This window comes from Arthrobacter sp. 2YAF22_2, assembly GCF_052114645.1.
Taxonomy (GTDB): Bacteria; Actinomycetota; Actinomycetes; order Actinomycetales; family Micrococcaceae; genus Arthrobacter.
Map to the genome: position 1 here is coordinate 1 of NZ_JBFRFD010000157.1, position 6,926 is coordinate 6,926.

At 67.0% G+C, this 6,926-nt stretch carries 9 protein-coding genes; 5 read left to right on the plus strand and 4 right to left on the minus strand.

Going from position 1 to position 6,926, the window contains the following annotated elements; all coding sequences use genetic code 11:
- Window positions 1-131 precede the first annotated feature (131 nt).
- Together AB4Y86_RS08455 and AB4Y86_RS08460 are read right to left on the minus strand one after the other, a co-directional pair.
- The gene (locus tag AB4Y86_RS08455) at window positions 132-1,586 is read right to left on the minus strand and encodes a S8 family peptidase (protein ID WP_441401809.1); all 1,455 of its coding nucleotides are present in this window, start codon (window positions 1,584-1,586) and stop codon (window positions 132-134) included.
- 178 nt (window positions 1,587-1,764) lie between these two features.
- Window positions 1,765-2,016: a DUF2630 family protein gene (locus AB4Y86_RS08460; protein WP_441401810.1), complete on the minus strand. Its 252-nt coding sequence runs from the start codon at window positions 2,014-2,016 to the stop codon at window positions 1,765-1,767.
- 284 nt (window positions 2,017-2,300) lie between these two features.
- Here AB4Y86_RS08460 and AB4Y86_RS08465 point away from each other — a divergent pair, with 284 nt between their 5' ends.
- The gene (locus tag AB4Y86_RS08465; protein WP_441401811.1) at window positions 2,301-2,867 is read left to right on the plus strand and encodes a type 1 glutamine amidotransferase domain-containing protein; all 567 of its coding nucleotides are present in this window, start codon (window positions 2,301-2,303) and stop codon (window positions 2,865-2,867) included.
- 146 nt (window positions 2,868-3,013) lie between these two features.
- Window positions 3,014-3,427, plus strand: coding sequence for a VOC family protein (locus AB4Y86_RS08470; protein WP_441401812.1), 414 nt, complete (start codon window positions 3,014-3,016; stop codon window positions 3,425-3,427).
- 104 nt (window positions 3,428-3,531) lie between these two features.
- Here the strand turns inward: AB4Y86_RS08470 and AB4Y86_RS08475 are convergent, their stop codons facing one another.
- On the minus strand, window positions 3,532-3,798 hold the full coding sequence (locus AB4Y86_RS08475; protein ID WP_441401813.1) for a hypothetical protein: 267 nt from the start codon (window positions 3,796-3,798) through the stop codon (window positions 3,532-3,534).
- 282 nt (window positions 3,799-4,080) lie between these two features.
- Here AB4Y86_RS08475 and AB4Y86_RS08480 point away from each other — a divergent pair, with 282 nt between their 5' ends.
- Window positions 4,081-4,878, plus strand: a complete 798-nt coding sequence (locus AB4Y86_RS08480; RefSeq protein ID WP_441401814.1) for an alpha/beta fold hydrolase — start codon at window positions 4,081-4,083, stop codon at window positions 4,876-4,878.
- On the plus strand, window positions 4,875-5,582 hold the full coding sequence (locus AB4Y86_RS08485) for an esterase/lipase family protein (RefSeq protein ID WP_441401815.1): 708 nt from the start codon (window positions 4,875-4,877) through the stop codon (window positions 5,580-5,582). The genes AB4Y86_RS08480 and AB4Y86_RS08485 overlap by 4 nt, the downstream gene beginning before the upstream one ends.
- Here the strand turns inward: AB4Y86_RS08485 and AB4Y86_RS08490 are convergent.
- A complete protein-coding gene (locus tag AB4Y86_RS08490) occupies window positions 5,579-6,313 on the minus strand; it encodes a GAF and ANTAR domain-containing protein (protein ID WP_441401816.1) in 735 nt (244 codons plus the stop codon). The two genes, AB4Y86_RS08485 and AB4Y86_RS08490, sit on opposite strands and share 4 nt — an antisense overlap.
- Before the next feature lie 294 nt (window positions 6,314-6,607).
- Between AB4Y86_RS08490 and AB4Y86_RS08495 the strand changes: the two genes are divergently transcribed.
- Window positions 6,608-6,926: cation-transporting P-type ATPase (locus AB4Y86_RS08495; RefSeq protein ID WP_441401817.1), on the plus strand; the 319-nt coding region annotated here is incomplete at its 3' end.

Consider the following 6,926-nt stretch of genomic DNA (forward strand, 5'->3'; position numbering starts at 1 on the left):
CTGCGGGCACCGTACTCCGGGCGACGCCGGGACGACGACGGCGGAAGCCCCCGCCGTCGTCGTCCTGCTTCCGGCACGTATGCTCCGCTCTGCGCCAGGGTGCGTCTACTTTCGCGGCGCCGCGGGCTGCCCTAGAACCTCGTGATCTCGGTCAGGAACCCGTAGTACTTGGCGCCCACAGGGCGGATCGGATCGCCGGTGAAGCCGAAGTCGGGGTGCCGCTGATTGTAGGACTCGGCGAGATCGAGGAACTGCTCGCTGATGTCGGTGCCCGAACCGTGGCAGGCCCCATCGCTGATGCACGAGGCCACGGCCCCGGCCACCGCGGGACTGGCGAAGCTGGTGCCATGGTTGATCCCGTAGCGTCCGCCGGGAGCCGTGGACAAAACGCAGACGCCCGGTGCCGCGACGGTATGCCGCTGGTCCGCAGCATTGACGGCGTAGTTCGAGAAGAACGCGGGCTGGTCGTCCCGCTGGCCCAGGACGCTCCAGTCGTCACGACCGCAAATGCTGGGAGCCAGGCCGCCCGGGCGGCCGTCAAAGTCAGCCATGGCGGTGGCGGTAATGACCTCGTGGTACGCCGCGGGCACGGTCCCTGCGAGGTCCGATGCAGCGTTGCCGGCGGCGACCGCGTACGCGACGCCGGCCCGCACCGAGCGGCAGATCGCGTAGTGCATCGGGTCTGTGCCCTTGCCGCAATTCGCCGTGTTGGAGCCGGGGCCGGCGATGCTGATGTTGGCAACGTCAATGGCGTCGCTCCTGTCCCCGCCTCGGCGGGTCGAGGTCACCCAGTCAATGGCGCAGATCAGGCTCGCCTCGCTGATGGTCCCTGCGTCGGAGACCACCCGCACCGACCAGAGCCGGGTGCCCGGCGCCGTGCCGACGATGCCGGAGCCGTTGTTGCGGGCTCCGATAACGCCCGCCACTGCGGTTCCGTGGCCCAGGACATCAACGGGGGTCACCTTGACGGGGGCCCCGGACGTGCAATCGATGCCGCCCCGGACGTTGAGCTCCGGGTGGGTGGCGTCTATGCCGCTGTCGATGACCGCCACATTAACGCCGGAGTCGCTGTCGCTGGCACGTTGATTCGCGCCGGCCCTGGCCTCCGCTATGTCGCCACCGATCCGCAGCCACCAGAACGGCGCGATCTCGGTGTTAGGTGCCGTGGGTTCCGCGGGCTTGTCGAAGTGCCGGCCGAGCGTGACGAAGTCGACGCTTGGGTCCGCGGCCACGTCGCGGGCCTGTGCTGCCGTCATGGTGCCGGAATAGCCGCTCACCGCGTCGCGGTAGACCTTGGACGCCGTGAAGCCGAACTTTCCCTGCTGCGCGGCGGCGAGGGCTCCCGCGTCACCGGCGCCGTCCTTGAGCACCACGATGTAGCTTTGTTCAGGGTCCGCGGCCGCCGGCCCTGCGGCCGCTATCCCACCGGCCATGGCCAGCACGACGGCGGCCAAGGCGGCCAAGAAGTGCCGGGGCCGCGTGCTGTCAGGCGGGGGAGCGGCGGTACCGGGCCGCGGCCGGCGCCAGACTCCGGCCACGAACATATTCTGCATTTGCGGGAAATGTTTGCGGACAGTGATGAACATCGTGGCCTCCAGTAAGCGTTGTCGCTTTCGAGTGCCCCCCGTCCATATGGTAGGCCCGTGACGCGGAAAAATCAGGAGGCAATCGGAGTCCTTCGCTGACGCGGACCGCGGGGGGTCACGCAAAAACGTGCCCCCGATCCATCAGCGCCGGTGTCCCCAGCCCTCCCGGCGCCCGCGCTTAGCCGTTGTAGCCCTCCACCTGCGTGACCGGACGTGCCTCCGCGTCGTCGGGATTTTCGCCATATTGCTTCTTGGCCCGCCGCTGCCGCAGCAGGTCCCAGCACTGGTCGAGGTCCTGTTCAAGTTGACGGAGCCGGAGCCGGTCGGGGACATGGTCGTGGTCGGGACTTGCGGATTCCGCCTGTTCGCGGAGCTCTTTTTCCTCGTCTACCAGGGAGGTGATGCGCTGGAGGATGTCCTGTTCGTCCATGGTGCCCTACTTCCTGCGGTCCTGAAGCTGCGTATACCCGCCAGCGTAACCACGGCTCTTGGCCGTGGCCAGAGGGCACCGGGTAGACGGACGGCCGCCAAGGTGCGGATCTCCGTCACAGCAGCATCGTGAAGCCAGAGAGGGAGGGCTGGTTCGCGCAGATGATCAGCTTGCTTATTATTTTCGTGTTCCCTAGAGTTGGTCCGGTAAGGCACCAATCTCTCCGCGGGGGAAATGCGCGGCCGAACGGCTTGTTGACCCTCGCGCTGGCTGGAGGAGGACACATGTCGGAACACAATATTGCGGGCAAGAAAGTCGCTTTTCTGCTCACGGACGGCGTTGAACAGGTTGAACTGACCAGCCCGTGGAACGCAGTCAAGGAGGCCGGCGGCGAACCCACTTTGGTGGCGCTCAAAAGCGGAAAACTGCAGGGCTATGACGGCACCGACAAGGGTCAGACGTTCGACGTCGATCTGACGGTGGACCAGGCCAATGCCTCGGACTTTCACGCCCTCGTCATTCCCGGCGGCGTCGTTAACGCTGACCACCTCCGGGTCGACAAGGGCGCGCAAGCCTTCGCCCGGGGCTTCTTTGAACAGCACAAGCCGGTGGCCTCGATCTGCCACGGCCCGTGGTTGCTGATCGACGCCGGTGTGGCCAGCGGACGCCATCTCACCTCGTATCACACGCTCCAGACGGACCTTAAGAACGCGGGTGCCAACTGGACGGACGCGGAAGTCGTGGTCGACCAGGGCCTCGTGACGAGCCGTAATCCGGACGACCTGCCTGCATTCAACGACAAGTTGCTGGAAGAAATCGCCGAAGGCGAGCACGCCGGCCAGACCGCGTAGCCGGCCTGCGGGCGGCCGCCGGCCGCGGCCGCCCGCAGGGTTCGACGGATCTATGAAGTGCGCCTGAATTCGGGCAGGATATGCCGTGTAAGTGCGGCGACGCGGGCACCCCCGTTCCGCCCTCCAGCTACCGAGGAGTCCCGGAAATGACCACGCTCAACCCCTACCTGAGCTTTCGCGACAACGCGAAAGACGCCATGACCTTTTACCAGTCCGTGTTCGGCGGACAGCTGAACATGAGCACCTTCGGCGAGTTCCACGCCAGCGAGGACCCGGCGGAGCAGGACAAGATCATGCACGGCATGCTGACCGGCGAAACGGGTCTGGTGCTGATGGGGGCGGATACGCCCAACAGCATGGATTACACCCCGGGCAACAACTACTCCGTGTCCCTCAGCGGCAACGAGGAGGCCGAGCTCCGCGGCTACTGGGACAAGTTGTCCGACGGCGGAACCGTCACAGTCCCGCTGGAGAAGGCCCCGTGGGGGGACACGTTCGGGATGTGCAAAGACAAATTCGGGGTGGACTGGCTCGTCAACATTGCGCCCGCCGCAAGCTAGCCAACGTCCCCGTCTGGCCGGGCCGCCCGCGGGAGGCCCGGCCTTGCGACCGGCAGCCTGGGCCGACCGGCAGCCTGGGCCGACCGGCAGCCCTGGGCGCGGTCTCAGTCCGGGCTGGTGTCCGTGGTCAGGCCGCGGTCGTCCGCCGCCTGTTCGTCCTGCTCCTCGGCCGGTCCCGGCACCTTCTGTGAGTCTCCGCTTCCTGCCGCGGCGCCTCCTGCCGCGGCATTTTCAGATCTGGCGCCTTCTGAAGCGTCGGACGGCGTCGCCGCGCCGTCGTCGGCCCCGCCGCCGTCGCGGGGGAGAGGCTTCCCGTCCGTTTCCACCCCGTCGCTCACGATGTCTTCCGGTTCGATCGGCTTGTTGCCCATGCGTTCCTCCGATGTTGGCCTGCCGTGATTTCCCCTTGAGGGTCCCTCCCAAGCTACAACTGCCCCCGCGCGTGCGTACAGGGCGGCGGCGGCCCAGGCTTGCCGCCGATTCGACGGTTCCGTGCCCGCAAGCTGTATCTGCACGCGGGTCGGGCAGCGGGCCGTCGAAATGACGGCTGCGGGCGGCTTGGCGCACACAAACCCACGCACCCGGCTACCGGACGATTGTCAGTATGCTTACTACAAGCCAAACAGCGGCGACGAGCAGAAACGAGATTTCCCATGAGCAGCCCCGTGCGCTTCGAGGTCGAGGCCGCAGGCCACCTTGGCCACGTCTTCGCCTCCCGGCGGACGCCCGGCACAGCGGCTGGACCCGCCGTCGTCCTGGTCCACGGGATCGGTGCATCGCATCGCTACCTGGAGCGGCTCCACGGTTTGCTGGCCAAGTCGGTGGACACCTATTCGATCGACCTGCCCGGCTTCGGCGCTACCCCCAGGCCGGAGCACACGCTCAGCGTGGCGGAGCACGCCACCTACATCCTCGGTGCCCTCGAGCAACTGGGAGTGCTGGAATTCGTCGTCGTCGGCCACTCGATGGGGACCCAGTTCGCGGTCGAAGCCGCGCGCCAACAGCCCAAACGGATTCCGCACGTGGTCCTGATGGGCCCGGTGGTCAACGACCAGCGGCGCACCGTGGCGCAGCAGGCGCTGGCGCTGGCCCGGGACTGCCTTTTTTTCGAGAGTCCTTCCTCGAACGCCCTGGTCTTCACCGACTATCTCCGCTGCGGGCCAAGCTGGTATCTCAAGAACCTGCGGCTCATGATGAACTACCACCTGGAGGAAAGAATCGGCGGAGTCGCGGCCGACGTCCTGGTCCTGCGGGGCGAGCACGATCCGGTGGCCCCAACGGACTGGTGCCACCGGCTCGCCTCCCGGGCAGCCACCGCCCGGTTCGTGGAAATCGCGGGGACCGGACACGTGGTCCAGCACAACCGCGCCGTCGAGGTGGCAGGCTCCATCCTCGCCTTCGCCCAGGGCCTTCCCGCCGGACGCGAGACGCCGCGGGAGTTCACCGCGTGAGCACAGTGTTCCAGATCGCCGGCTGGTGGGTCCGAGACTACGCCTACGCCGTCGGGCGGCAACTTCGCAGCGCGGTGTCCCGAGTCAGCCCGGATGAGTTCCTCGGCGGCGCCGGCCGGCCCGTCGTCGTAATCCCCGGCATCTTCGAAGACTGGCGCTTCATGCTGCCGCTGATCCGGAAGCTGCAGGGCGCGGGGCATCCGGTGCACGTGGTTACCGTACTGCAACGGAACCGGCTCGAGGTCCCGAAGGCTGCGGGCCTGATTGCCGAGTACCTCCGGGACCGGGACCTCACCGACACCCTCGTTGTCGCCCACAGCAAGGGAGGGCTGATCGGCAAGTTCGCGATGACTTCACTCGATCCGGAGCTGCGCATCTCCCGGATGGTGGCCGTCGCCTCGCCTTTCTCCGGCTCCCGGTACGCGGGCTTCATGCTCCTCCCGAGCCTGCGGGCCTTGTCGCCGCGCAACGCCGTCACCCTCCAACTGTCCCGCGAGCAGCGTGTCAACGAGCGCATTACCTCCATCTACGGGCTCTTCGATCCGCACATCCCCGAAGGCAGCGTGCTGCCCGGAGCCCGGAACGTGCAGCTGGACACCGGCGGCCACTTCCGGATCCTCGCCCACGAGGTCACCCTCCGCACCGTTCTGGCAGAAGCGGCCGCGCCGACCCCCGCAGCAGCGGACACCGGTTACCGCAGCTAGCCCTCGAAGTGGGTCCGCATCGGACCCTGGCCCAATGCGTCCACGATGCCCACGGCAACGGTGTGGAGCTTGACGTTGCGCGTGCTGGACGCCGCCCTGAGCAGATCGAAGGCTTCGGCCTGGCTGCAACGGTTCTGCGCCATGATGATGCCGACCGCGACGTCGATGCTGGTGCGCGTCTCCAGGGTCGCCTTGAGGTGGTCCGCTGTCTCGCTGAAGTGCGCGAATTGCACTGCCAACCGGAGCGCCATCGAGGTTTGGCTCACGAAGATGCTCGCCAGCTCCCGGGCCCGCTCGTCAAAGCGGTTCGGCCGGTGCGAGTACAGATTCAGCGCTGCCCGGGTGTCGCCGTCGAGCAGGAACGGCACGGCAAGGATGGACCGCATGCCGTGCTCCCGGATTATGGCGGCACACTGGGGCCAGCGCCCGTCCGTGTCCAGATCGGCGATATGGACGGTGACTTGCTCCCGGGACGCCGCCACGCAGGGGCCGTCGCTGAAGCCGTACTGGATCTCATCCATGGCCTGAGCGGTTGCGCTGCTGCTGGCCACGGTGGCGGCTTTCCGCTGCCGGACCAGCGTGATCCCGCACAGGATTTCGTCTCCGGGCTCGGACAGGCTGCGGGCCGAAACCCGGGCCAGTTCGCCGAGGAATTCCTCCACGTCGGCGCTGTTGAGCACCAGCTCATGTAAGCGCTCGTTGATCGATTTTGCGGTTGACTCGTTTACCACTTGCCTTGATGCCGTTTCACTCGGGTCGAAGCGATCCGGTGGCGCGGCGGGCCGCAGCAGCGAAATATTGCGGCGGTAGCGGCAGCAAAGCCGGATCGAAGAACTGTCCAACGGCCTTCTGCTAAACCGTACCGGTACAAAGTATATACAAAACTTCGGTGGCGCTTTGTCCGGAGTTGGCCAAGAGTTCAAAGGGATTCCGGAGCCCGTCGCACGCCGCTGCGTCACCGAATGACGCAGAACGCGTCCCGACGTAGTCTTAGCGTTAACTTGAGGTCTCTGGACGGATTCTGAATGCCACAGCTCGACGTGAGGGAGTCGATCTCCCCGCCACTGACCATCGCCGACGCCGCCCGGACCGAGGCGGCCACGGTGCTCGCCCAGCTGGGCTCGGCGCCGGGCGGCCTGGCCGCAGCCGACGCGGCGGAGCGGCTCGCCGTGATCGGGCCGAACGCGGTCCGCACGCACGAGGCCAGCGGCTGGGCAGTGCTCGGGCGGCAGTTCCGCAGCCCCATCCTGATCCTCCTGCTCATCACCGCCGCGCTCTCGCTCTCACTAGGAGACGCCACCAACTCGATCGTGATCGGCGTGATCCTGCTGGTCAGCGTCGGAC

Excerpts from the sequence above, each read along its gene's own strand:
- AB4Y86_RS08455 (WP_441401809.1), bottom strand. The coding sequence starts at position 1,586 with ATGTTCATCACTGTCCGCAAACATTTCCCGCAAATGCAGAATATGTTC.
- AB4Y86_RS08460 (WP_441401810.1), bottom strand. The coding sequence starts at position 2,016 with ATGGACGAACAGGACATCCTCCAGCGCATCACCTCCCTGGTAGACGAG.
- AB4Y86_RS08465 (WP_441401811.1), top strand. The coding sequence starts at position 2,301 with ATGTCGGAACACAATATTGCGGGCAAGAAAGTCGCTTTTCTGCTCACG.
- AB4Y86_RS08470 (WP_441401812.1), top strand. The coding sequence starts at position 3,014 with ATGACCACGCTCAACCCCTACCTGAGCTTTCGCGACAACGCGAAAGAC.
- AB4Y86_RS08475 (WP_441401813.1), bottom strand. The coding sequence starts at position 3,798 with ATGGGCAACAAGCCGATCGAACCGGAAGACATCGTGAGCGACGGGGTG.
- AB4Y86_RS08480 (WP_441401814.1), top strand. The coding sequence starts at position 4,081 with ATGAGCAGCCCCGTGCGCTTCGAGGTCGAGGCCGCAGGCCACCTTGGC.